This is a genomic window from Aliikangiella litoralis, assembly GCF_052495765.1.
In genome coordinates this window covers 5106010-5130254 of sequence record NZ_CP199292.1, presented here as the reverse complement: position 1 = coordinate 5130254, position 24245 = coordinate 5106010, and the positions used below count along the sequence as shown (strand labels likewise).

20 protein-coding genes are annotated in these 24245 nt (G+C 36.1%); 11 read left to right on the top strand and 9 right to left on the bottom strand.

Translation table 11 applies throughout. The features are described 5' to 3' along the window. Nucleotides 1-164 precede the first annotated feature (164 nt). From ACT5E3_RS21410 to ACT5E3_RS21400, 3 genes are all read right to left on the bottom strand, one after another. Complete coding sequence (locus ACT5E3_RS21410; protein WP_444995601.1) at nucleotides 165-932, bottom strand: DUF1036 domain-containing protein; 768 nt, start codon at nucleotides 930-932, stop codon at nucleotides 165-167. Nucleotides 933-1281: 349 nt separating this feature from the next. Then, entirely contained in the window at nucleotides 1282-2895 is a 1614-nt protein-coding gene (locus ACT5E3_RS21405) for an amidase (RefSeq protein WP_444995600.1), read from the bottom strand. A gap of 55 nt (nucleotides 2896-2950) precedes the next feature. Continuing rightward, complete coding sequence (locus tag ACT5E3_RS21400) at nucleotides 2951-3832, bottom strand: LysR family transcriptional regulator (protein WP_444995599.1); 882 nt, start codon at nucleotides 3830-3832, stop codon at nucleotides 2951-2953. A gap of 353 nt (nucleotides 3833-4185) precedes the next feature. Here ACT5E3_RS21400 and typA point away from each other — a divergent pair, with 353 nt between their 5' ends. The 4 genes from typA (at nucleotide 4186) to dtd (ending at nucleotide 8115) form a co-directional block, all read left to right on the top strand. Next, nucleotides 4186-6012, top strand: coding sequence for a translational GTPase TypA (typA, locus tag ACT5E3_RS21395; RefSeq protein ID WP_444995598.1), 1827 nt, complete (start codon nucleotides 4186-4188; stop codon nucleotides 6010-6012). 247 nt (nucleotides 6013-6259) lie between these two features. Next, nucleotides 6260-6616: a hypothetical protein gene (locus ACT5E3_RS21390; protein ID WP_444995597.1), complete on the top strand. Its 357-nt coding sequence runs from the start codon at nucleotides 6260-6262 to the stop codon at nucleotides 6614-6616. A gap of 112 nt (nucleotides 6617-6728) precedes the next feature. Further along, nucleotides 6729-7706, top strand: coding sequence for a prolyl aminopeptidase (gene pip / locus ACT5E3_RS21385; RefSeq protein WP_444995596.1), 978 nt, complete (start codon nucleotides 6729-6731; stop codon nucleotides 7704-7706). Next, a complete protein-coding gene (dtd, locus tag ACT5E3_RS21380; protein ID WP_444995595.1) occupies nucleotides 7678-8115 on the top strand; it encodes a D-aminoacyl-tRNA deacylase in 438 nt (145 codons plus the stop codon). Before pip ends, dtd begins: the two co-directional genes overlap by 29 nt. A gap of 91 nt (nucleotides 8116-8206) precedes the next feature. On the opposite strand, the gene ACT5E3_RS21375 is transcribed toward dtd, so the two are convergent. Next, nucleotides 8207-9235, bottom strand: coding sequence for a hypothetical protein (locus ACT5E3_RS21375; RefSeq protein ID WP_444995594.1), 1029 nt, complete (start codon nucleotides 9233-9235; stop codon nucleotides 8207-8209). Between the two features lie 332 nt (nucleotides 9236-9567). Here ACT5E3_RS21375 and ACT5E3_RS21370 point away from each other — a divergent pair, with 332 nt between their 5' ends. From ACT5E3_RS21370 to ACT5E3_RS21345, 6 genes are all read left to right on the top strand, one after another. Next, nucleotides 9568-9963, top strand: a complete 396-nt coding sequence (locus tag ACT5E3_RS21370; RefSeq protein ID WP_444995593.1) for a TonB family protein — start codon at nucleotides 9568-9570, stop codon at nucleotides 9961-9963. A gap of 229 nt (nucleotides 9964-10192) precedes the next feature. Then, on the top strand, nucleotides 10193-10669 hold the full coding sequence (locus ACT5E3_RS21365; protein ID WP_444995592.1) for a hypothetical protein: 477 nt from the start codon (nucleotides 10193-10195) through the stop codon (nucleotides 10667-10669). Between the two features lie 415 nt (nucleotides 10670-11084). After that, nucleotides 11085-13169, top strand: coding sequence for a CHASE domain-containing sensor histidine kinase (locus ACT5E3_RS21360; protein ID WP_444995591.1), 2085 nt, complete (start codon nucleotides 11085-11087; stop codon nucleotides 13167-13169). Between the two features lie 200 nt (nucleotides 13170-13369). Then, the gene (locus ACT5E3_RS21355) at nucleotides 13370-13834 is read left to right on the top strand and encodes a DUF1456 family protein (protein ID WP_444995590.1); all 465 of its coding nucleotides are present in this window, start codon (nucleotides 13370-13372) and stop codon (nucleotides 13832-13834) included. Next, nucleotides 13831-14304 (top strand): L,D-transpeptidase family protein, encoded by a 474-nt coding sequence (locus ACT5E3_RS21350; RefSeq protein ID WP_444995589.1) that lies wholly within the window; start codon nucleotides 13831-13833, stop codon nucleotides 14302-14304. Before ACT5E3_RS21355 ends, ACT5E3_RS21350 begins: the two co-directional genes overlap by 4 nt. Before the next feature lie 96 nt (nucleotides 14305-14400). Next, nucleotides 14401-15237, top strand: coding sequence for an N-acyl homoserine lactonase family protein (locus ACT5E3_RS21345; protein ID WP_444995588.1), 837 nt, complete (start codon nucleotides 14401-14403; stop codon nucleotides 15235-15237). A 45-nt stretch (nucleotides 15238-15282) separates the two neighbouring features. Here ACT5E3_RS21345 and ggt read toward each other — a convergent pair whose 3' ends face one another. Then, a complete protein-coding gene (ggt, locus tag ACT5E3_RS21340; protein ID WP_444995587.1) occupies nucleotides 15283-17013 on the bottom strand; it encodes a gamma-glutamyltransferase in 1731 nt (576 codons plus the stop codon). 170 nt (nucleotides 17014-17183) lie between these two features. Between ggt and ACT5E3_RS21335 the strand changes: the two genes are divergently transcribed. Then, nucleotides 17184-20327 carry an aminotransferase class I/II-fold pyridoxal phosphate-dependent enzyme gene (locus ACT5E3_RS21335; protein WP_444995586.1) on the top strand — a complete coding sequence of 1048 codons (3144 nt, stop codon included), beginning with the start codon at nucleotides 17184-17186 and terminating at the stop codon, nucleotides 20325-20327. A gap of 64 nt (nucleotides 20328-20391) precedes the next feature. Here the strand turns inward: ACT5E3_RS21335 and ACT5E3_RS21330 are convergent, their stop codons facing one another. From ACT5E3_RS21330 to ACT5E3_RS21315, 4 genes are read right to left on the bottom strand one after another with little or no spacing between them, the layout of a single operon-like run. Next, nucleotides 20392-22269 carry an MFS transporter gene (locus tag ACT5E3_RS21330; protein ID WP_444995585.1) on the bottom strand — a complete coding sequence of 626 codons (1878 nt, stop codon included), beginning with the start codon at nucleotides 22267-22269 and terminating at the stop codon, nucleotides 20392-20394. Next, complete coding sequence (locus ACT5E3_RS21325) at nucleotides 22269-22736, bottom strand: GFA family protein (protein WP_444995584.1); 468 nt, start codon at nucleotides 22734-22736, stop codon at nucleotides 22269-22271. The genes ACT5E3_RS21330 and ACT5E3_RS21325 overlap by 1 nt, the downstream gene beginning before the upstream one ends. A 16-nt stretch (nucleotides 22737-22752) precedes the next feature. Continuing rightward, on the bottom strand, nucleotides 22753-23442 hold the full coding sequence (locus ACT5E3_RS21320) for an esterase/lipase family protein (protein ID WP_444995583.1): 690 nt from the start codon (nucleotides 23440-23442) through the stop codon (nucleotides 22753-22755). Continuing rightward, nucleotides 23439-24245, bottom strand: coding sequence for a TatD family hydrolase (locus tag ACT5E3_RS21315; RefSeq protein ID WP_444995582.1), 807 nt, complete (start codon nucleotides 24243-24245; stop codon nucleotides 23439-23441). The genes ACT5E3_RS21320 and ACT5E3_RS21315 overlap by 4 nt, the downstream gene beginning before the upstream one ends.

Sequence of the window (24245 nt, the reverse complement as noted above, 5' to 3'; positions counted from 1 at the left end):
TTTCTAATTTAGCTATTTCGTCAATTATTAAATACCAATAAATTAAATACCAATAAGTGCATGTTTTTATACGAACTCTTCTATGACAAATGACTGTATTTAATTTGTAAGCTGACTAGAAGTTAATATTTTTAGAAAATACAGGTAGCTCTCAAAAAGATTGTTTATTTAGAATTATTACAATTTAACTCAAGCTCTGTGTCGCCATCAAAGTCATCCCACGAACGCATTTCGTACTTTTTAAATCCGATGTATTGAACAGTCTTATTTCCTTTCCATACAATATTCGTTCTATTAGTAGTTTCTGCGTAGTAATAAATTTTGGAGTCGCCGGTTAATAGATATTGGTTTTTGCTCATCAGTTTAGCTGATTTATTTGGTTGAAACTCCCACCATGACTTTGTTACCCAAGAGCCAGAAGTATTTTTATAATGGATGGCAACTCTAATTGGATATTTGCATGTGTTTTTTACACTAATGGAAAATCCTCTATTTTCTACTGTAAAATAGGGATCTGTTGTAAAGTGTTGACTCACTGAAGTTCTATTTTTGCCTAAATGTTTTTGACCAGAAATGCTTATTCGGTCAAATGAAAACTCATTCAAATTTAAATACTTTCCACTACTGTTGGTAAACTTATTCCAATTAATTTTTATTAATTCTCCTGATTTCATTGAATGTATTCTGTAATAATATGAGCCATAGCCTATTAAGCGAACAGCTGCGTTACTCCCCGTGGGATATGTTTGGAGTTCGATATCAGTCATTTTGCAATTACAATCATTCTTTAATAAGAGTCCTCCTTTTACCTGGGTATATTTTAGTGTTGAGCCGTCTACAGCTATCCAAAAGTCATTTTTTAATTGAGAGAATACAGGTGTGGAAAAAAATATTAAAAAAACAGATAAAAAATAAATATTTTTTATAGACATAATCTTCTCCCTCATTTATTGAGTTTTATTTAAAATCTATAATATTGATTGCAAAGTGGTAACTATATTGCTTCAGTAAGCAACTTCCTGCTTTGTATAAAACTCTCAATTCTTTAACTATTTTGGAGAGAAGCGGCAGCTAATTAAAAAACAACACACCACTAATGTTCTCAAATATTCTTCAGACAAACAAGCCCCTTTGAGTTAAATTTATAATACAGAATGAATCCGTATTTTAGGGGACTTTCAATTACAGGTAGAACAGATAGGGTGATTGTTTAAATTGCACAAGTTGGTCTATTTTATACGGTTCTCCTTGAAAGCGCTTTTTCAAGGAGAGCCGTATCGGTTACTCATATTGGTAACCAATCACTTGCTCAATTTGATAGGCAATATTAATGAGCTCTTTTTCAGTTAAAGCAGAGCCTGTTAACGAAAGTCCTACCGGCATGTGGTGCACCTTTCCCATTGGTAATGTTAAATGCGGGTATCCCGATATGGCAGGGTAGCTTGAAAAGCTTCCTGTGAAGTGATCGCCATTTATACGATCAATTGACCATGCTGGTGTTAGGGTCACACTAATAATTGCATCTAAATTATGTGTTGTTATCAATTGATCAATACCATCTTTTCTTGTTGCTTGACGAATTCTTTTCAGTGCTGTTAAGTAAGCTTTATCAGTTAGTTCACCTTTTGCTTGTGATTTTTCAAAGACTTCTTGTTGAAAATAAGGCATTTCTTGAGTGGCGTTATCACGATTAAACTGAATCACTTTTTCTAATGTTAAAGTATTATATTGATTAGGTAGTTGTGCGAAGTATTCATTGAGAGTGTGCTTGAACTCATAAAGTAATACATCGTAACTATCTTGATAGAAATTATTGTAGGGCTCTGTTTTCAATCCTTCAATTAATATTGCACCTTCTTTTTCAAGAGCCTTTTTTGTTTTGTTAAATAGTTGGTTAACTGCTTCGTGTGCTAAAGGTGACGCATAAAGAACGCCAATTCGTTTTCCTTTGAGTGAAGCTGAGTGTTTACTTGGAACATAGTCGTAACTTGGAAGAGATTGAGTAATCATGGTAGCAGAGTCATTTTTATCAATACCTCGCATAACAGATAATAAAATGGCTGCATCAATAACCGAACGTGTCATTGGGCCAGCGGTATCTTGAGTATGCGAAATTGGAACAATGCCGTGACGGCTCAGTAATCCTACGGTTGGTTTTATACCCACGATTCCGTTAGCAGATGAAGGGCAAGTAATTGAGCCATTAGTTTCTGTGCCAATTGCTGCAACACTTAAAAATGCTGCAACTGCTGAGCCTGAACCAGAACTTGAACCACAGGTTGAACGATTCAGATCATGTGGATTTCGTGTTTGCCCACCAACAGCACTCCAGCCAGAAGATGATCGTTCGGAACGCATATTAGCCCATTCACTTAAGTTGGCTTTACCAAGAATAATTGCCCCGGCGTCTTTTAGCTTTTTAATGATAGGGGCATCTCTGCGAGTGTAATTATCTTTTAAAGCTAATGAGCCAGCGGTTGTTGCCATTTCTTTGGTTTCAATATTATCTTTCACTAGTATCGGAATACCGTGTAATGGCCCACGAATTTTACCTGCGCTTCTTTCTATATCGAGTTGGTTGGCTACGATTAGCGCTTTGGGATTTATTGCTATTACTGCATTGAGTTCTGAGTTACGTTTTTTTATTTGCTGAATATAGTATTGGGTTAATTGTGTTGCCGTTATTTCTTTATTGTCCATCATTTTCATTAACTGGGGAATGTTGCTTTGATGGAGCGGACGTTGAATTAAGGTTGATTGTTTAGAGGTGAGGGCTGAACTATTTTCTGACGGGGCCGATTTGAGTTGGCAACTCAATAATGTTGCTGTGGCAACAATAATACTGAAAATTTTAATGGCCATAAGTCGTTGGGGCTTGTATTGTAATAAATACATGTTTAGCTCCTATTTTTTATATTTTATTGGGAGTTTGTTAGTAATTTTTATTAAATTAGTAACTACTATTAAGAAGCTCAATAAACCTTTGGGCTGTTTTTCCTAATTTTTTCTCTGCTCTCCAGACCAAATGAGGTACAAAGGTAAATCGAGAACCGTGTTGATAGTTTACCTCTACTAAAGTACCTTCTTCCAGTTCTTTACTGACTAAATAGTGTGGCATCCATCCAAAGCCTATATCTTGTATAAGTGCTTGTTTTTTACTCTTGAAGTCGCTCAGGAAAAACATGCGCTCGCCACCAAAATGCATGTGTTCGACATCATAAAGCTCTTGTCCGCTAGAATCATGCACACTTAATTCAACAAACTGCTTGAGCTGAGCTATGCTCACTTCTTCCATTGTTGAGAGTGGATGACTGCCACCAGCACAAAGTAAGCATTCGACACCTGGTAGTGGTTGAGAGAGTAAATTAGTCGATTTTTGGTATTCTTTAACTAACATTAAATCGGCTTGATTTTTATCAAAGCGATGCTGAACACCCCCTAAATATTCCATAGTTAGTGAAATTTTGGTAGGAATGTCTTCGAGTAAAAGCTTTTTCATAGCTGACATGATGGGGTCGATCTCTAATATACCATCTATAACAACTTCAAAATTAGGTTCCCATTCTTGGTTAAGTTGTTGCGCTAGTTCTTCTATATGTTTTGCTTGGTTTAATAACCGAATGCCTTCATCCAAAATCATTTTTCCGGCAGCGGTTAATTCTGCTCGGTATTCACTACGATCAAATATTTCTAAATTGAGCGCTTCTTCCAGCTTTTTGATTTGGTAACTAATAGCAGACTGGGCTCTATGCAGGGTTTTAGCCGCGGCAGCAAAGCTACCTTTTTCAACAATAGTTTTTAATACACGAATAGAGTCTAAATCGAGTTTCATAATAATCAGCTAATTGGATGGTTTGAGTAAGAATAACATAAAATTACTAGTTGGAATGGTTTGATATAAAAAAGATATAAGGCGTTTTAAGAAAAGTAATAGTTAGCTTTATTGGTTATAGTTATCGGTTATATGGCCATTAATTTTTAGAGCAAGTTAGAGTTATCGTTACCGTGATTGATGTACTTATGGTGAGAGTATTTTGTCGTATGATGCTAAAAATCAGTGAAATAGTGCAAAAAAACGTCTAAAACAATGCTTCCTTCATAAAATACGCGTAGAATACGCGCCTCGTTTTTATCCTCGCGTCTTTTATTTAGGCGTTAGTTCAAGTATTTTGAGGCACATCTCTAGTGATTGAAAATTTAAGAAATATAGCGATTATTGCTCATGTTGACCATGGCAAAACGACTTTGGTTGATAAATTATTGCAGCAGTCTGGTACGTTAGATCAACGAGCTGAGCCTACTGAAAGAGTTATGGACTCCAATGACTTAGAAAAAGAGCGGGGTATAACAATTCTTTCAAAGAATACTGCTATCAGTTGGAACGATTATCGAATTAATATTGTTGATACACCTGGACATGCTGATTTTGGTGGAGAAGTTGAGCGGATTATGTCGATGGTTGATTCAGTTTTATTATTGGTTGATGCTGTTGATGGTCCTATGCCACAGACCCGCTTTGTGACGCAAAAAGCATTTGCACAGGGATTAAAGCCGGTGGTTGTTGTTAATAAAATAGATCGGCCGGGTGCAAGGCCCGACTGGGTTATTGATCAAATTTTTGAGCTTTTTGATCAATTGGGCGCAACGGATGAGCAACTAGATTTTCCTATTGTTTATGCTTCGGCACTTAATGGTTATGCATCTGAAGATGATAGTGTTCGTGATGGTGATATGACGCCGTTGTTTGAAGCGATTGTTAAATATGTGAGCCACCCCGATGTTGAAATTGATGGGCCAACTCAAATGCAAATTTCTTCACTTGATTACTCAAGCTATGTCGGTGCTATCGGTGTTGGGCGTGTAACACGCGGAAAAATACGTAAAAACCAACAACTCACCAGTATTGATACTGAAGGTAAAGAACGTCGCATCAAAATCGGTCAGGTATTAGGGTATATGGGGCTGGAAAGAACTGAAGTTGAAGAAGCATCTGCCGGTGACATTATTGCTGTAACTGGTATTGGTGAGCCTAAAATTTCGGATACTCTATGTGATCCAGAAAATGTTGAAGCGTTACCTGCTTTAACCGTTGATGAACCTACTGTGAACATGACTTTTCAAGTCAATACGTCACCATTTGCAGGTAAAGAAGGAAAGTTTTTAACGTCTCGCCAAATTCTTGAACGTTTAGAAAAAGAACTAATTCATAATGTTGCACTACGAGTACAGCAGCTAGACGATGCTGATAAATTTAAAGTGTCTGGTCGCGGTGAACTACATTTATCTGTTCTGATTGAAACCATGCGTCGAGAAGGCTTTGAAATGGCTGTGTCTAGACCTGAAGTCATTATGAAAGAAGTTGATGGTGTAATGATGGAACCCTATGAAAATGTTACGGTAGACATTGAAGAGGAACACCAAGGAACCATCATGGAGCGCCTTGGTGAGCGTAAAGCCGAAATGCGTGATATGCAACTTGACGGTTCGGGGCGAGTGAGAATTGATTTTTACATTCCTTCCCGTGGACTAATTGGGTTTCAAACAGAGTTTATGACAGCTACTTCTGGTACGGGGCTGATTTATCATACCTTTGATGCTTATGGTCCGGCTCATAAAGGCGCATTAGCGCAGCGACATAATGGTGTGCTGATTTCAAATGGTACTGGTAAAGCATTGGGTTATGCGTTATTTAACTTCCAGGAGAGGGGACGTTTGTTTATTGGTCATGGTGTTGAGGTTTATGAAGGCATGGTGATTGGTATCCATTCTCGTGATAATGATCTAACGGTTAACCCGCTCAAAGGTAAGCAATTAACGAATGTTCGAGCATCTGGTACAGATGAGAATATTCAATTGTCACCTCCTATTAAAATGACTTTAGAGCAAAGCCTTGAGTTTATTGATGATGACGAATTAGTTGAGGTGACACCTGCTAATATTCGAATTCGTAAGCGTTATTTGACTGAAAATGAGCGAAAACGAGCTTCGCGTTTACCAAAAGAAGATAAATAACGTAAACGAAGGTTATCTATTGTTTTGAAAAGCGGCTTTTTAGCCGCTTTTATTATCAGAATCTATTATTTACAATGAATGTGGATTATTGCATATTCATTTTTAACGCTTTATGAGATTTTTATCGTTGTTAATAGTAAGTTAGCTGGTTGATTGATATTACTAAATAATGAACCAATTAGCTTTTTAGTTTTCCAACCTTAAATTGCAATGTAAACAGTTATTTTAAAAATTAAAAGGGTTTATTATGTTGAAAAAAGTCGTTTTTTTACTTGCTTGCATGGGATTAAGTGCTTGTGCGGATAATAGCCCCGTTGAAATTGCACAAGGTCTTTTGGGATATACACCACCTCCTGAAAAAACAACTATTTCAGAGGAATTACGTTTTGAATATCAGCGCTGTATGAAAATTGGTTCAAACAAAAACTGTGCACAAGCGGCCTATGATGTCGTTAGGAAAGTGAAAGGACTTGAGCCAAGAACAATACCTAAAGGTATCGTTATAATATTGGAAGGTGATGGTGGGCATACAGATAGCCAAGATAAAAATGTTCAAGATAAGCCCAAAAGAGTGAATGAGAAAAAAGAAGAAACTAAAAATTGACACTTCAGTAGCTTAGCCTTGTAAGTGACTCTGTTTTTACAAATTTTGCCGTTGCTCAACTAATATGTGTGCTAGGCTTAATTTAAACTTTTCCCTGGAGTCACTTTGATTTATGCGGAAACTCTACCCAGATATAAAACCCAACCAGAAATATAATATTGATGTTGGAGATGGCCACACTTTATATGTTGAAGAAAGTGGCTCGACTGATGGAATACCTCTTATTTACCTGCATGGAGGGCCGGGTGCTGGATGTGATGCTGTTTATCGGCGTTATTGTGATCCAGAAAAATATCGGATCATTTTGTTTGATCAACGAGGGTGTGGGCGCTCAGAACCTCACGCTAGCATAGAGAATAATACAACACAGGATTTAGTGGCTGACCTTGAAGTAATAAGAGAACATTTAGATATACAGCAGTGGGTACTAATGGGGGGAAGCTGGGGTACTACACTTGCACTTGTTTATGCTCAAACACATCCTAAAAAAGTGTTAGGCATTATTCTACGTGGTGTCTTTTTAGGTAGGGCAAAAGATATCGATTGGTTATATAGTGATGGAACACGAAAAGTTTTTCCCGATTATTGGCAAGACTTTATTTCTGCAATTCCAAACAATGAGCGTGATCATTTAATACGGGCCTTTTATGAGCGTTTAACTGGAGAAGATGAAATTGCAAGAATGGCTGCGGCTAAAGCATGGGCTTGCTGGGAAGGAAAGGCTGCAACATTAGAGCCTAATAGTACTGTTCTTGAACATTTTTCTGCACCTCATATTGCTTTGAGCATGGCTAGAATTAGTGCCCATTATTTTATGAATAATTGTTTTTTAGAGGAAAACCAATTAATCAATAATGTTCAACAACTGAAAGGTATTCCTGGAATTATCGTGCATGGTCGCTATGATATGATTTGTCCGGTTGAAAATGCCTGGACTTTGCAAAAAGAGTGGGATGGATGTGAGTTGCATATTATTCGAGATGCTGGACATTCCACTATGGAAGCTGGAATAATCGACGGTCTTGTAAGAGCGACCAGAGAAATGCACCAGGAACTCACACATGATTGCACTGATCCAGCGGGTAACTAAAGCTAAAGTTGTTGTAGACAGTCAAACTATCGGCCAAATAGAGCAGGGTATATTGGTTTTGGTTGGTGTTGAAAAAAATGATGAACCGGCTAATGCCAAGCGATTGTTTGAGAGAGTCTCAGGCTATCGAGTTTTTTCCGATAGCCAAGGTAAAATGAATTTATCGGTTTCTGATGTTGGTGGTGGGCTATTGTTGGTCCCTCAGTTTACCTTAGCTGCTGATACACGTAAGGGAAAGCGGCCTAGCTTTTCAACAGCAGCGCCCCCCCAAACAGGAAAAGAATTGTTTGACTATTTTGTTTCGCATGCTGAAAACAACTACCCTCATATACAGACAGGTCAATTTGGTGCAGATATGCAAGTGTCACTATGCAACGATGGTCCTGTCACTTTTTGGCTGACAGCCTAAAGGTTTAGGTTTTTTCAGCCTGACCTGATTACTAGCGAGCTAGTTACTGGTGGACAGGCTGAAAGTCAGTGAGTGTTGAAGCTCAAAGGTGTTATGACTTAGTTACTTTTATATTGTCTAGCAACTTTTTAAATTCTGACTTTGCTGTTTCTGTTAATTGTTTCCCATTGGAAATTCTTAAAAAAGTATATTTATTAGGGCCTTTGTTAACCGCTACAAGTAAGTCAAACTGCTGATTATTCATTGCTATAAGTTGCCAGGTTTGTTGATGTTTACTGTTAAACTCAACTGTGGGAATAACCGTATCGAGTGGAATTTTTGCCCTTTCTTTCCAGATACCGAGTATTGTTTCCAAAGGTACAGATGCAGGAAGCCTTAAAACGGCTACTTCGTAAAGTTCACCTTGATCGTTTAACTGAAATTTTCCGGAAGCCATTCCTGAGCTATCATCGAGCTGTTGCCAGTTATCACTGAGTGTGACTGATAAAAAGTCTTGCAAGTTTTCCTTTTGAGGTGGCTGAGGTGTATTGTTTGGTTTTGAGGTTGACGTAGACTGATCCAACCTCACAAGAATGGTTTGATTGTTATCTTGGTATTTGACAAACTCCGGTGCATCTTTAGGAAGAGATAGTTGGTTTCGCCAACGAGCAATATTAGCTGGTATGTTTTGGCTTCCTGTTAGTTTTGTGACAGAAACCTCCAGTCCGTTTAAGTTAAACGTGGCTACACGCATTGTTTGGCTTGATTGACTTCGATAGCTTTCTGGTATGTGTGAAAAATCAGGTTGTTGGTTGTTATCGAACTTAAGTTCGGTCAAAAATAATTGACTAAATGTTGCTGATTGTTGATCTATTTTAGCTGTAAGCCCCTTTGCTTTTATAAACCAAGTTGTGTCCGGTTTTTTGTAAATGACAGCCATAATTGATTGACTATTTGATTTAGAGTTAGCTAAAGGTGCTGAGTTAGATTGCTGTGCACGTGATTGAAATACTTGATTAACAACTAATGATAGGTTATCTAATTCCTTGGGCGTTATTTCACTATGGTTGTTTTTTATGAGTAGTGCTGATATAAGGAAAATAGCGACAAAGCTAATAAATATAATAATTTTATTTTTCATATTCACTCTTTCTAAAGTAAACTTTCAGTTAATACTCATGTGACTACTATCGAAAATTAGTCAATAAAACTTGATAGTATTAATGAATAAAGTGTTATTAGTACTTACGAGGAGGTAGTGTACTCAATTCAGTCATCCATCTACAAGTTAAAGGCTGGATTTATCTAGTTAGATTAGTAAATAATTAACTGTCATGGATTATTCACTGGAAATTTGCAGTTTTTGTTCCATACTTTAGAAGTTGATATTCTGGCTTCACTTTTACTATTGAGTTTTGTTCTTGAGCGACTCATATTGATGACTAATAACTAAATGACAGAATAAGGATTTTCATGAAAAATATATTTTCTATCGTTGTTTTAATTTTATGTATATTTATTATATCCGGGTGTATGAGTTCGCCAAATGCTGATGTTTCTAAGACATTAATAAAGTCGGATTATCGTCCCACACCTTCTAATGATAAAAACACGGCTAAACCGCTACAGGTTAAACAACCCTGTTTTCCTGCAAAGGCTGTTCGCCAAAAAGCCGAAGGTTGGGTGCAGCTGGAGTTTTCTTTAGATAACAAGGGCAGACCTAAACAAATCATTTCTTTAGATGACTCTCCAAAGGGAATGTTCCAAAACTGTGCTTTAAGTTCTCTTAAGCACTGGGTTTTTGAAGTTCCTGTCACTCACGAAAAAGAAGCTCGTTACCAATTTGTTTTCCAATTTAAATTAGGCTAAATATTTTAAAACATTCTAACTTGTGTTGATTTTTTGAACAGTAAATTGAATTAACCATGTTGGTCTTTATTTGGCTGGCTTCAAAGAACCGAATCAAAATTACAAAGTGAAGTTTATTAAAAGCTGCAGCTTTTGCTATTTGTACTGATACAGTAATCGTATATAAAAAATGAATTAAGGCTATCAAATTAGAAAATAGAAAATTGATTGATAATTAAAGGAGAGTTTTATGACTAAGCAAAATGATTCTGCAGTTCCAGGACAATTAAAGATAACTATTCATAAATCACAACTAGTCGCTAGTATTTCTGGTGGTGAACCTGGGCCTGGTCAATATGTAGAAGGTGGTGGAATAAAGTATCACTGGAAGTTACCTATTGATAACATGTTGCCTGAGTACTCGCCAGATAGTGAGAAAACAGAAGTGATTAATGCTTTGAATTATATTATTGCAACTATTGGTAGTGTAGCACAGTCTTCATGTCAATCATTTTCAATGTCTGGGAGTGGTGGATATGATGGTGTGCAACTTACCCTAACAGGGGCCTGTGCCAACATGCCTACATCTGGTCAATTACAATCAAATGGTGCGGGAATTGATATTAGTGGTGCGCCAAATCTCGATAAGCTATTTGTTAATCGGTACACCCCAGAAGCTGATGGCACAAGCACCAGTCGATATTTAATACTTTCTATTGAGGAGTAGTTTTTTTGATAATAGTTTAGTTGTATATCAATATCCTTAAAATAGTGAACTTTGTTGTATTAAATGTTGTTTTAAGGGGGGGAATACAAAAAGTATTGGTTCTTTTTGAAAAATATATTTTTGAAGCGTGAATATCATTTTTTTGGTATGACTATATAAGCGCAATTTATTTATCAATATTTTGTTAACCTATAGAGAATGTATTATTTAGCGAAAATAAGTTAGTCGAACTATACTTGCTTAAAGTTGTACGGGATTTTGAGCTTATTAATTTGAATAATTGGCATCTTATTTATTACTAGCAGGCTACATGCTAAGGGAGCCAATAATGGCTGACATAGTTTATTAAAGCTATAAAGGATACTTGCGTAGTTAAGACTATGAACAAAGATAATACGCGAAAGAGAGAGTCGGTATGTCAATAAAAAAGCCAGTGATTTCTGGGAAATTGCATTGGTATCATTGGTTGGTTGTATTGGCATCTGCTGCTTTGACATTGAGTGCCTGGTATATAACACAGTTACAGGTTAAGCAAAAAAACGAAGCGCAGTTCGGTTATCAAGCAAAGCAGATTATACAAATTGCAAAAGAGCGAATGGAAAAATATGAAGATGCGCTATATGCAGGGGTGGCGGCAATTCATGGTGAAGATGGTAAAAGTAACGCCAATCATTGGAAAAAATTTAGCGCTGCACTTTCAATTGAAACTAAGTATCCAGGTATTAATGGTATTGGAGTTATTTATTATGTTGAACCAGCTAATCTTGAAAACTATCTAACTGAAGAAAGAGAAGTAAGGCCTGATTATAAGATTCATCCACCGCATCAAAAAAGTGAATATTGGCCTATTACTTATATAGAACCATTAGGTATTAATCGCAAAGCATTAGGGTTGGACATGGCACATGAATCTAACCGGCTGAATGCTGCTAAAAAAGCTCGTGATACCGGTTTGCCACAAATAACTGGGCCAATTACTTTAGTGCAAGATGCGAAAAGCACGCCGGGTTTTCTTTTTTATGCACCATACTATCAATCGGTTACCCCTCCAGATAGCATTGAATTAAGACAAAAACAGTTTATGGGTATTGTGTATGCGCCATTTATTATGGAAAAGCTTATGCTTGGTACACTGCAAAATAAAAATCGGCTAGTTAATTTTAGAATTTCAGATGGTGACTTCCTTTTGTATGATGAATTAACTGATAAATCTCAGGACTATGATCCTAACCCTCAATTTCATGAATCTTTTCAAGTCTCAATGTATGGTAGAGAGTGGGTATTTGACATACAGACAACTTTACTTTTTCGTGAACAAAATCAAAACAACCAACCTCTGATTATTTTGTTTGGTGGTATTTTTATAGATAGCATGCTTTTAACACTCTTTATTATTTTGGTTAATACGAATAAAAAATCCTTCTTGCTTGCAGAAGAAATGACAAAAGAGTTTAAGTTGAGTGAACACAAGTTAAATCTGACGATTGATAGTATGCTAGATGGATTAGCTACGATTAGCCGAGATAATAAGGTTTTAACATTTAATCAAACTGCAAAAACAATGTTTGCTATACGAGGGGAACAAATACAAGATATTGATTTTTCTGACTTAGTATTACTGCCTAAAGGTACATCAAAAGATAATTTGATGGAATATTTCTTTTCGATTGGGTTAACTGAAGTGCAAGCAAAAAGGAATGATGAGTCTCTATTTCCTCTTGAAATCTCGGTGAATCAAATGGATGTAGAAGGCGAACATATTTTCATTGCTATATTACGTGATATTACTGAGCGTAAAGCGACTGAAAAGCTGAAAAGCCAGTTTGTTTCTACGGTAAGTCATGAACTTCGCACTCCGTTAACTTCTATTCGTGGAGCTTTGGGACTTGCACTTAATTCAAACAGTAATATGATTGATGAGAATATGCGTAACTTGCTTGTGATGGCGAATAAAAATAGTGAACGCTTAACTTTATTAATTAATGACTTATTAGACTTTGAAAAAATTGATAGTAATGATTTTGAAATTAACTTATCACTTATTGATGTAGTCGCATTATTAAAAAATGCGATTGACGATAATTCGGGATTTGCCCTTGAACATGATGTAAAGCTTCTTTTTGCAACAGAAACCGACAGTTTACTCATTAATGCTGATTCTCATCGTCTTTTACAAGCTTTTACCAATTTACTCTCAAATGCTGTTAAATATTCACCCCAAAATGGAGAGGTTAAAGTAACGATTGAACTAGTGTCTGATAAAGTTCGTGTCGGTGTTAGTGATCAAGGTGCCGGTATACCAGAAGAGTTTCATGATCGGGTTTTTCAGCGTTTTGCTCAAGCTGATAGTTCCGATACCCGTAAAGTGGGAGGGACTGGGCTTGGTTTAAGCATTTGTAAAGCAATTATTGAGCTTCATGAAGGGAGTCTTTACTTTAAAACAAGTGAAAATAATGGAACCCAGTTTTTCTTTGAACTCGATATTTATCACAGTTCTTAACTATATCATTACATAGAAAAATTATTCTTTTAATAAAATCATTAGTTGTTAACCTTTTCTAAGTATTCCATATTAATATTATTTTATTCAATATTTCATGTAGTTGTCTGTTAATATGTTCGTTCTCCATGACGATGATTGTTTTTGTGCTTAAGGAGAGTGGCATATAAGACTATTAATTTTATAACCTAGGATATAACTTGAATAATAATGATGTTTTACGTCGAATTCGTTATATATTTAATTATAATGACTCGAAAATGATAAGCATATTTGCGTTAGCTGAACAGGCTGTTACCCGGAAACAAGTCTGTGCTTGGCTAAAGAAAGAAGAAGATGATGGTTATGTTTATTGTGATGATGTTAACCTTGCTGGATTTCTTAATGGGTTTATTAATGAAAAGCGAGGTAAAAAAGAGGGGAAACAAATGGCACCGGAAGCTCGTTTGAATAATAACTTAATTTTTAGAAAGCTACGTATAGCATTAAACCTAAAAGATGAAAAGGTATTAGAATTGCTAAGCCTGGCTGACTTTAGACTGGGGAAATCTGAGCTAAGCGCTTTTTTTCGTAAGCCAGGACATCAACACTATCGAGAATGTAAAGAGCAAATATTACGTAATTTTTTAATGGGTATACAATTATATTATCGAAAGAGCTCATGAAATATTTTATATTGTTATTTCTATTACTAAGTGATTTCGTTTATGCAAAAGTTGATTTAGTTAAGCTAGATAAGTCAGAACAAAAGATGTACTTATTAAATGGAAATAAGTTAATTAAGGTATATTATGTCGCACTTGGTGCTAATCCTAAAGGACATAAACAACAGGAAGGTGATGAAAGAACACCGGAAGGAATGTATGTTCTCGATTTTAAAAACGAAGCTTCTTCTTTCTATCGAGCAATGCACGTTAGTTATCCTAACCAACAAGATATTGCGTTAGCAAAAGAAAAAGGAGTCTCCCCTGGTGGTTTTATTATGGTTCATGGACAAAAAAATGGGCTAGGGTGGCTTGCTTGGATGATGCAATTATTTAATTGGACCGATGGTTGTATCGCATTAACTAATTCTGAAATGGATGAATTTATGAATTTGGTTGATGTTGGAACAAAAATTTATATTGAATGGTAGTGTGATTACTAAAGAAGCTATTGGATACTTGTAATGTTACTCAGTAGAGTTTACTAGTATACAAAGCTATAAAATTAATTATTCAGTGAAAAAAGTATGAAAAAACTAAAACTAACAGTAACCGCTATTATTTTAATAACTCTTATCAATTGTGCGGACAAACGATTAGATAATGAAATAAGACTTTATACATTGGACTGTGGAACTTACCATGTATCTGATATGGCTTCTTTTTCTGTTAAAGGAAAATATAACGGCGAGAAAACAACCTTGTCGAACCCCTGTTTTTTGATTCGTCATCCAAAGGGAGATTTGATCTGGGATACTGGCTTAAACGAGTCGTTAGTCAATAAAACTGAAGGTATTAAAAATGGTGTTTGGCATTCAATGATGAAGACTAAATTAACAGAGCAATTGGCAATATTAAAGCTAAAGCCTGAAGATATTGAGTATTTATCGCTATCACATATTCATCCTGATCATTCGGGAAATGCCAATTTATTTGTTAATTCGAAGTTCATTATTAACGAACAAGAAAGACGTTATATGTTTTCAAAAGATATTAGTGCAATGTTTGGTGATTCATATAATAAGTTGGAAAATGTCAGTACATTAGTATTTAAAAAACAGCATGATGTTTATAACGATGGAAGTGTTGTTATTCAATCAATGCCTGGTCATACGCCTGGTAGTTCCGTCTTATTAATTCGGTTAGAAAATTCAGGAAACCTATTGTTGACAGGAGATTTATATATTCATCAGAGAGGCCGAGAGGAGCAAACATTATTTCAATATAATGTTGACCAGCAAACAATCGCAGAATCAAGAAAAAGGTTTGAAATATTAGCCAAGCAAGAAAATGCCAGAGTAATTATTCAGCATGAACAAAAAGATTTTCGTGCTCTACCATTATTTCCCGAGTTTTTAAATTAAGCTCAAATCTAACTTTAGCTGTTTTACTTGTGTTGGGCGAGCAGGTTAATAACCTGCTGCTTGCCCATCTTTACGTGATTCTGAGGCGCCGAAATAAACTTTATTCTCCGCATCATATTTTATCGCTTGATAACCGCCATAACCCCCGCGGTCATAGCGAATTTTGTGGCCACGATTAATTAAGCCTCGTATGGTTTGATAAGGAATATCAGATTCAATTGCAACAACACCGCCATTATGAGTAAACTTTATTTGTTCATCTGTTGGTTCGGTTGAGCCAAAGTGTTGCCAGCGTGTCGCATCACCTGCTTCTTGAATATTCATGCCAAAATCAATAATGTTGGTAATAATCTGTACATGTCCCTGTGGTTGCATTGCTCCTCCCATTAAACCGAAACTCATAAAAGGTTTATTGTCTTTCATGATAAAGGCAGGAATAATTGTATGAAAAGGACGCTTGCCTGGCGCATATACATTGGCATGAGTTGGATCTAAAGAAAATAATTCACCTCTATCTTGGAATACAAAGCCTAACCCCGGAACAACCACGCCTGAGCCCATACCTCGATAGTTGCTTTGAATAAGGGAAACCATATTGCCATTTTTATCTGCTGTAGTGAGATAAATTGTGTCTCCTTGATACAACGAAGGATTGCCACTATCAATTCGTGAAGCTGATTGCGGTGTGATTAACTTCGCTCTTTGTTTTGAGTATTTCTTTGAGAGTAAGCCTTTGATAGGTGCGTTATAAAAATCCATGTCGGCATAAAATTTTGCGCGATCTTCAAATACCAGCTTTTTAGCTTCAATCATTAAATGTAACGATGCTTCACTTAAATGGCCCATTTTTGATAGATCATATTGCTCTAAAATATTGAGCATTTGTAAAGCTGCAATACCTTGACCATTTGGCGGCAGCTCAAAGATATCATAACCTCGATAATTGACTGATAATGGCTTTACCCAGGTCGAGGTGTGTTCACTTAAATCTTGATAGCTTAAATAGCCTCCATTTTTTTTCATGAATTGATCGATTTTTTGAGCGATTGCTCCTTTATAAAATATATCTCGGCCATCTTTAGCTATTAATGAAAGTGTATTGGCTAATTCTGGATTGGTAAAAATTTCTCCTTTTTTTGGGGCTTTGCCATTCAGAGTAAACGTTTTTTTGAAGCTACCCGGCTGCGGAGACAGTTTAGGAACACTTTTATTCCAATAGTAAGCGATGAGTTCTGTAACCGGAAAACCATTATTGGCATAATCAATTGTCGGTTGTAAGTTTTTTTGCATCGATAAATGGCCAAATTTTTTGTGCAATTCAAACCAGCCATCAACTGTACCTGGTACAGAGATTGGTAACATACCATAAGGAGGAATACTATTACGTTTGAGCTTCGCTAACTTTGTTTTTAATTGTTTTAAGCTAAGGTTTTTCGGTGAACGGCCACTGGCATTAAGGCCGTAGAGTTTTTGAGATTGATTATCCCAGACAATAGCAAATAAGTCGCCGCCAATTCCATTTCCTGTCGGTTCCATTAAACCTAAAGCTGCATTGGCTGCAATTGCAGCATCAACAGCACTTCCTCCTTGCTTTAATATATCTAAACCGATTTGAGTGGCTAACGGGTGGCTGGTAGCAACCATGCCGTTTTGGGCGATCACTTCTGAGCGGGTTGTTTTATTATTTCCTGTAACTCTATCGGGAGCTGCTGAGGCTTGGTGAGCATAATTAAAGAATAGAAAAGCTATAATAATATTGATAAGTATTTTTTTCATTATAATAAGAAGGCAAATTTATTGGCTCGTATTGATATATTAATCAGTAATGACAAAGACCGCAAACATTAGCTAAGTATAAATTATTTTATATTGGGGTTAGAATAATAAAAAATAGATAATATTGTAACATCTTAATCGCTGTTATACTGTTTAGTAGGTGAATGTAAATGAGTCGGTATATGGTATCTCAAGTAGAAAATTTTGTGAGCAAGTGTCAAAAGTCCAGTCATGCAGCTTATGAATGTTTTAAAGAGTTATTATTGAGGTTAGATGATGAAAAGCAGCAACGCGATGCAGTTTTATTTCTTTATCAGTTAAAAGAATACTTCGTTCAGAGTCAACCTGATAATTGTCATTTTCAATTTTTAGAACAAAGCGTATTAAATGAAACTGATAAAACAATTCGTTTACAACTACTTCAGTTCCCTAGTACCTTTTTACCCGAAGCTTGGTCTTTTACTTTTTATGAAGGCTTAATTCGCTACCCTGAAAGTGAATATCATAATAAGAAAGTGATAGAGTTAGGGTGTGGAATAGGGTGGATTAGTATTGCATTAGCGCGTCGCTATTTACCTAATTATATGGTTGGTGTAGATATTAATCCGAAAGCAATTATTTGTGCTCGTCTTAATTTATATTTAAATGCTTTTGATGAAGCTGGGCATTTAATCATATTGAACAATGGTAAGTCTTTGCTCGATATTGTTGCTTTTTTTGAATCCAATTTATTTAGTCACTTTAATCAAGCGCCATTAACCGCAGATCGAATTATTGGCTGTATACCTCAAGTGCTTAATCCTGAGCCTGAAGTTATGGAAAATCTAATAGCAGAAAGTTCGAGTGATGAGTATTTATATTCATTGAGTAATTATTTTGCAAAGCAAGGATACATTGAAGATCAGTTTGGCTTAGGCTTAATCGCCAGTGCCGTTGAACAATCTGTTGCAATATTAAAACCAGAAGGTAATCTGATTTTAAATTTAGGTGGAAGGCCTGGGCGTTCAGTTCTTGAACGGTTAATGCAACGACGAGGTTTTCAAGTTCGTCGAGTATGGCAAACACAAGTTGAACAAGCGGCAGATACTGAAATCAAAGCATTGGTTGATATTGAAAAGACAACAGGGCATCGGTTTGAGTTTTATATGTCTGCTAATGCTGATGTTCCTATCGATGCAAGAACCGCTTTAAAATATGCACAGGCGGGAGGAAAGATTTATCACTCTGTTGATGTTTATGAAGCCAAAATGCTGTTTCCAGAGCAAGTTAAACGGATTTATCAATCTGTTGGTTTATTTGGTGAGCAAGGCCTGAGAAGTGCGGTTGATTTAACCTATGAAAATTATGCTGATGCCGAAGAACGTTATTCTTTTTTAGCTTTTTTGTCTAAACAGCTACAAACAAAAAGTCATTTCCCTTATGAAAGCACAGCGGGCTTAACTTATTTTAGATTACAGTTAGCAGAATATTTTCGTTATTATTTGCGTGTAGATATTTCTGAAAAACAGTTGTTTATTACTCCTGGTCGTAAAGCTTTAGTTGAAAATATGCTCATGAACTATCGTCCTCAACTAACACTGATATCGAAAAAACTTAGTCATTTAGTTGGTGGTGATTTTGATACTGATGATACTCAAGTCATTCAAATCCCTTCACAAGTTGAGTATTTAATTGAATTAATTAATAAGCTAAAACCTCAATGTGTGATTACACAATTAGATGTTCATGAAATTCAGTCGACCCAACTGATTAAACAGTTAATTGATTGTGCTACAACGCATGGCGTTTTACTCTTAATTGATCTGACTGATAATATCGACTTGAGTAGTCAACCAAGTATTCATGGCGTTTATCGCTATTTATCTGAAAGTAAATTACCTAATAATCTTGTTATTATGGCGGCATTAGTGAACAATAATGTTTATCAGGATTATTCGCTTAATATCACACTAACAAGTAATGACACTATTATTAATAATTTGTTAGATACTGCAGAATTAACTTATAGCCGAACACCTGTGCTAAAACAGTTATATTATGCGCATTTACTAGAAGAGTTATTATTTTTTCAAAGAACTAGAAGTACATTAACCAAAGAACAACATACAAATCAATTAAATAGTGAGTTCTCTTTGTTGCTGTGTAATCGTGCAAAAAATGCGTTTTCACATCCTGCAATTAAAGGTAATCATTTGGCTTTTAACCAAGACACAATACGTTTTGACTATGGCGAAAATGAATTGTCAGCACCTTCAATACTAAAGCAATCTTTACTAGAGAGTTATTTGGTCAGGCGGTGTATTACTGATGACTCTTCACCTGAAGAATTATTACAGAAGCTATTAACTACGCGTTTTAATTTTTCAAATACTCTTTATTCTAAAATGCTTTTTGGTAATGGTGTATCATCTATTTTTGAAGGGTTATTAACGCTGTGTGTTAGAGAAAATAAAGCGTTGTTAATTCCTAATGGTAGCTATGGATATTTTTATGCCGCGGCCCAATTAAAAGGAGTTAAGGTTAAAGGGATAATAACCCATGAAACTGATAACTTTAAAGTAACACCTGAATTATTAAAAGAGCACGCAACAAAAAGTAAAGAATGCTGGTTGTTTTTAAATGCTCCAATAATTAATCCTACAGGTGCTATTTATTCTCAGTCTGAATTGAGTGAGCTACTTTGGGTTGCAGCAGAAAATGATGTGACTGTAATAATGGATAGCATTTTTAGTGGTTTAGAGTTTGATAACACTTTAAATTGGGATTTATCGTTTGCAATTGATCGTTTTAATCAAGCTAAAAATGCTCGATTTGTTATGCTCGGAGGTGTTTCTAAAGAGTATGCAGCAGGAGGACTACGTTTTGGCTATTGTTGGTCAACTTCTAAATCAATTCTCGGGTTACTTGAAAAAGAGTTATCCAATCCCCCTCATTTTACTTTAGGCTATGCCGTTAGAAAGCTGATTGAGCGGCAATTAAGTGGCGAGCCTACTCTTATTTCACACTTAGATAACCAAAGAAAAACTTTAGCTCATAGAGCTGACATATTATCCTCGGTTTTAACCAATAAAGGTTGGCAGGTTATTCCTCCTGAAGGGGGATTGTTTTTGGCTGCAAAACCAATGAAGTTCATTGAAGAGTTTGGATATTCTCCTCAAAATGGAGGGGATAAAATGACAGAAAAATTATTTAATGAACTGAATTTGGTCGTTAATAACTCGACTTGGACTGGACTCCCGGGATATTGTCGTTTTGTATTATCTTGCTCTGAAAACGATTTTAATGAGGGAATTAAAAGGCTTAAAACGCTCTAATTTTAAGCCTTACTGAGTATGATAAAAATATTTATTAATTAGAATTAGTTGTCCTGAGTACAGGTTAGTTGCTATCTTTTAAATTTTTTACTTGCTGATATAAATAGGCTGCTGATACATCTTTTGCTTCAACTGGTGGGCCTGCTAATAATTGTATTTTCGCCATAAATTTACGTGGTATACCTTTCATTACTTTGCCATTAAAACGACTAAACCATGAGCCCCAGAGACCTTTTAATGCCATTGGAATAACTGGGACTGGATTTCGCTCAATAATTTTTTCAATTCCTTTTTTAAACTCACCAATTTCTCCGTCTGGAGTCAATTTGCCTTCAGGAAAGATACATACAACCTCTCCATTTTCTAGTTCTTTCGCTATTTTATCAAAAGCTGTTTTCATCAGCTTTTTATTTTCATGAGCCGGAGCAATTGGGATCGCATTTGCCATTTTAAAGAACCAACCGATAATAGGTGCCTTGAATATTTTATGGTACATCACAAACCGAATATTTCTTTTGCAATAACCGGCGATGATGAGTGCGTCAACAAAACTGACGTGGTTACAAACAATAACACATGCGCCGTGTTTAGGCACAACTTGCAAATTATGGTTCTGAATTCGATAAATGGTATTAACAAGCAACCAGGTAATAAATCTAAAAATAAACTCTGGGGCTTTCGTGAAAATATAGATAGCTACTAAGACGTTAATACAAGCGGTTGCTAAGAAAAGCTCTGGTATGGTTAAACCTAAACTTAAGAGTAAAATAGCAAAGCCTCCTGAAATTACCATGAAAAATGCGTTCATGATATTGAGACCTGCAATTAAGCGAGACATGTGTTCTTTGTCTCCTCGCTGTTGGACTAATGCATAAAGAGGGACTGTAAATAGCCCACCAAAAATGCCAATTAATATGGCATCTATAAGGATTCTCCAGGAGCCTTCTAACCAAAAAAATTGAACATAATCATACATGGGGGACAGGCCACTTGCGGTGTTTGCCATATATAAGTCGTAGCCAAAAAAGCTGAGTCCAAATGCGCCTATTGGCACTAAACCAACTTCAATACGACCAGCTGATAACTTTTCGCAAAGCATTGAGCCAATACCGATACCGATAGAAAAAGCAGTTAAAAATAGAGTTGCGACTGATTTGTCTCCTGCTAATGTTGACTTTGTGTAATTAGGAATTTGAGTTAAGTAAACGGCACCATAAAACCAAAACCAAGAAATGCCGAGTATTGCTAAAAAAACGGTTTTATTAGTTAACATAAATTTGAAGTTTCTATGAATTTCAGTAATTGGGTTCCAGTTGATCTTTAAGTCAGAAACAACTGCTGGTGTTAAGGGTATTTTTCGACTTGATAAATAACCGATTGCTGATACTGATATGAGCGTAACAGATAAAAATAACACACTATTCTCTTCTATTGTCATAATAGTCCCACCAATGATTGTACCAAGAAGTATTGCTAAAAAAGTACCTGATTCAACTAAAGCATTGCCGCCAACTAATTCTTCGGTGTGAAGTTGTTGGGGAAGTAAGCCATATTTTAACGGGCCAAATATAGCCGATTGAAAGCCCATTAAAAATAAAACAGCAAACAGGATATAAAAATTTTGAAGATATAGACCGACAACGGCAAACATCATAATAATAATTTCAGCTAATTTAACATAACGAATACTACGAGATTTTTCATATTTTTCTGCTAGTTGTCCTGCGGTTGCTGAAAAAATAAAGAAAGGCAATATAAATAAAATAGCAGCCATATTGACTGCTATTTCTGATTTGATGGGTAGCTTAGTTGCTGTTTCATAAGAGAGCAAAATAACCAGCGCATTTTTAAAAACGTTATCATTAAGTGCGCCTAAGGCTTGGGTAATAAAAAAAGGCAGAAACCGCTTTTCTTTTAATAATGAAAACTGACTATTTGACATTATTTGGGCTCTCCACTGCTTGAGCTTTCAGTTAAAGGGGTAAACCCATCGTGACCACCATATTTATCCAACTCATCATTAATTGATAAGTAACTGACATGTCGATCGTAAAAAACATGTACTTGAGGTTTCTGTAATATATCGTCTTGGGTTGACTCTCGGGTAATATGAATTTCATCTTCCCATTTTTTTCCAGTAAAAAATAATGGTGTACCACAATGAATACAATGTCCTCTTTGAGCATTTTCCGAAGACTCAAACCAGGCAATATCTTTTTCGCCTTGAATATATTGAAAATTTACTTTATCAACACCGAACCAAGTAACAAACGGTGCTCCTTGTGTGTGTTTACAATTATCACAGTGACAATAAGCACACCATTTTACAGGGAGTTGTACTTGGTATTGAATACGGCCACAATAACAGCCACCTTGGATTATTTGATTTTTAATTGATGGTTGTTCCAATTGCTTTCTCCACGGTTTATGCTGTTACTGGTTGATAAGCCTCTGAAAAATGTCCATTTTTGAGGAAATGGATCACTTCGTCTAAAAGTTCACTATCCCACGTCATAAATGAATGGTGCAATGGCATAATAATAAAGTCTGTCATATTACTACATTGGGTATTGGATAACTCAACTACACCGTCTCCTGGTGCATTATCAGTTGCCTTTTTATAATACCAACTAACTGGAATAACAATACTGTAATTGACATTACCCGCAATAATTCCGGTTTCAATTTCTGGTTCTGGTAAAGACTCTAACAGCTGACTGTCTGGCGTTAAATCAGATGTTACCTTAGGAACAAAATATTTAAACCACCAATGGGATAACATAAAAGAGGCCGTTTTTGTACCTTTATTAGGTGAGCCTACCATCACACAACGCCCCTTATTCCATTCAGGATGACGTGCCAGCAAACCACGAATTAATATTCCACCAAATGAGTGACCAACAAAATGAACGGGCTGTTTTGGATTGAGCCAATCTAGTACTTTGCTGTCTAGAGATTGAAGAATTTCTTGATAACTGTCGAGTAGACTATTGTAACCGGGGTTAAATACTCGGTAGCCTAGCCGACTGAGTTTTTGAGATAACTTGCCCATGCTGCGTGGAGTACGACCTAACCCATGAAGTAAAATAACTTGGGGTAGCTGCTCTGATATCATTTATTGCTTAATTCCTTGTCGTTTATATTAAAAAAGAGACTACTATTGGTATAGCTTATTTGAGCAATATGTTGCAAGCTTTGTTGGCGAGCTTTGGCTATCGTTTTTGCAATATGAGGCAAATAACAGGGCTCATTTCTTCCATCTTTGGGTTTTGGGGATAAGTTTCTCGGAGTTAGGTAGGGGCCATCGGTTTCAATCATTAAACGGTCATCAGGGATATATTTGACAATATCATACAGCTCCTGCCCCCTTCGTTCGTCACAAATCCAGCCTGTCACTCCAATAAATAAACCTAAGTCTAGATATTTTTTGAGGCTTTGTTTGTTGCCGGTAAAACAGTGAACGACACCATCTTTTAAATCAGGCAACCGGTTCTTAATAATTTGATAGAAAGTGTCAAACGCATCTCTCTCGTGAAAAAATAGCGGTTTTTCTATTTGGGCTGCTATTTCCAATTGCTGCTCAAATGCTTTGATTTGCTGATTCTTTGGGGAGAAGTTTCGATTAAAATCCAAACCACACTCACCAACAGCAACAACTTCTTTAGCGCTAGCGAGTGAGGTGATATCTTTGATTGCTTGAGTGTCTAATGATTTAGCATCGTGAGGGTGGCAGCCGGCTGTTGAGTAGGCACAGTCATATTTTTGGGCCAAAGCAAGCGCTTTACGGCTCTCGCGAACACTGGTTCCGGTAATAATGAGTTTAGTAACGCCATGCTCAATGGCATTATTGATAACTTGTTCTCTATCTTGATCATAACGTCGATTAGTGAGGTTTATACCTATATCTATCCAGTTCAT